The 1938-nt window shown below is 68.2% G+C and carries 2 protein-coding genes; both read left to right on the top strand.

Annotated features, from left to right (window positions below; all coding sequences use genetic code 11):
* Nucleotides 1–349 precede the first annotated feature (349 nt).
* Entirely contained in the window at nt 350–1015 is a 666-nt protein-coding gene (locus tag I6A81_RS41000) for a GAF and ANTAR domain-containing protein (protein WP_307875237.1), read from the top strand.
* Nucleotides 1015–1830 carry an ANTAR domain-containing protein gene (locus I6A81_RS40995; RefSeq protein WP_407661473.1) on the top strand — a complete coding sequence of 272 codons (816 nt, stop codon included), beginning with the start codon at nt 1015–1017 and terminating at the stop codon, nt 1828–1830. The genes I6A81_RS41000 and I6A81_RS40995 overlap by 1 nt, the downstream gene beginning before the upstream one ends.
* Nucleotides 1831–1938: the final 108 nt, after the last annotated feature.

Raw genomic sequence — 1938 nt, 5'->3', positions numbered from 1 at the left:
TCGGAGACAGTGCTCACCCGCTGGCGGCTACCGGCACCGAGCCTGCCCTACGCCGACCCGGTAGCTCCCATTAGTCGTGGGTGTAGCGTGGAAGTGCTGCGCTGGGGTGGTTGTGTCTTCGTCCGGGCCTGGTCTGGGTGCCTAGTCCGGGTTCCCTCTCGCTGATGCGTTGGTCCGGTGAGGGGAATGGCCATGACCGTGGACCTCGCGATCGGGTTTCGTAGGGCAAGCACGCCACGGAATGTGGTTGGGGTCGTACCGGGCTCGTGTGGCAGTCAGAAAACGCGTGAGTGAGCCTGGTCGGCTGCGCCGCGAGTTGCGTGCCCTGCTGGCGGACGGGTCGAGGGACGTGGCCGCGCTGGATCGGCTGTGCGTCGGTGTGGTGTCAGCGCTGCCGGTGGACGGGGCTGCGATCTCGGTGACGAGTGCCGCCGCCGTTCGGGGTTACTCGGGCGCGAGCAACCCGATCTGCGCCCGTCTCGACGATCTGCAGTTCACTCTTGGTGAGGGGCCTTGCTGGCACGCCGTCCGCTATGGGCGCCCGGTGCTGGTTGGGGACCTGACCGGGCAGTCGGGCGACCGCTGGCCGATGTTCACCCCGGCGGTTCTGGCCGCCGGCTTTCGGGCGATCTTCGCTTTTCCACTGCAGATCGGCGCGATCCGCCTGGGTACCCTTGGCTTTTTCTGTGCGCGGTCGGGGCTTCTGGATGGCGAGGCGTTGGGAGATGCGCTGGTCATCGCGGACATCGCGGCCCTGACGTTCCTTGATACCGAGGCCAGGGACTCGCCCTCTCCGGTCGACATGCCGCCTGGAGAGGGCTTGGACGGCGTCGGGGCGTACCGGGCCGAGGTGCATCAGGCCACCGGGATGGCGATGGCGCAGCTCGGCGTGAGCGCGCAGGAGGCTCTCGTCCGGCTGCGTGCGCATGCCTTCGCCGCGGGGCTGACCGTCGACGAGGTCGCCTGCGAGATCGTCGCGCGCCGGCTGCGCCTCGACGGCGACCTGTCCGGATGATGAAAGGCGAGCCCTCGCGCGGGGCGCGCGACGGGAGTGCGGAGGCAGCCGTGGGTCAGGAACAGCAGTTGAGCGAAGCCTTCGTCACGTTGGCCGACAGCCTGGTTGCCGACTATGACGTCGCGGACCTGCTGCACCGGCTGGCCCATCACTGTGTGAACCTGCTCGACGTCGCCGCCGCCGGACTGCTCCTCGCCGACTCGCGCGGCACCCTGCGGGTGGTGGCAACTTCTTCGGAAACCAGCCGGCTGCTCGAGCTGTTCCAGCTCCAACACGACCAGGGGCCCTGCCTGGACTGCTTCCACAGCGGCACGGCGATCATCGTCCCCGATATCGCCCTGGTCGCCGACCGGTGGCCGATCTTCGCGGTGGGGACGCAGGCCGCGGGCTACCGCTCAGTCCATGCGCTCCCGATGCGGCTGCGCGACGAGGTGATCGGGACGTTGAACCTGTTCGGTACCCGCCCCGGCCCGCTGACCGACGCGGACACGCGCATCGGCCAGGCACTCGCCGACGTGGCCACGATCGCGATCCTGCAGGAGCGCGCGATCCGCCACCACGAGATCCTCGCCGAACAGCTGCAACACGCGCTGACCAGTCGCATTGTGATCGAACAAGCCAAGGGCGTCCTCGCGGAACGCGGCGGCCTCGACATGGACCAGGCGTTCAACCGGCTCCGCCGCTACGCCCGTAACACCAACACCCGCCTCACCGACCTTGCCCGCGGCATCGTCGAGGGAACGGTCGATAGCACGGTAGTGCTCGCGACCCGACCCCGGCGCGAGCCGCCCGACCACCTACCGGAGGTTCTGTGAGATAGCCGGCCCGTCCCGCGGGTTTCAACGCACTAGGGCGTGTATCTGGTTGTGATCATTGGGTGCTTTGTCCGAGTTCTCTGATCCAGATCATGGATGCGCGTAGCT

The sequence above is a fragment of the Frankia nepalensis genome, from assembly GCF_016786325.1.
GTDB lineage: Bacteria > Actinomycetota > Actinomycetes > Frankiales > Frankiaceae > Pseudofrankia > Pseudofrankia nepalensis.
Note: the sequence above shows the minus strand (reverse complement) of the source record. Positions and strands in the feature narration are given on the sequence as shown.

Bases quoted from the DNA above. Each gene is read 5' to 3' on its own strand.
- I6A81_RS40995 (WP_407661473.1), top strand. From the start codon at position 1,015: ATGAAAGGCGAGCCCTCGCGCGGGGCGCGCGACGGGAGTGCGGAGGCA.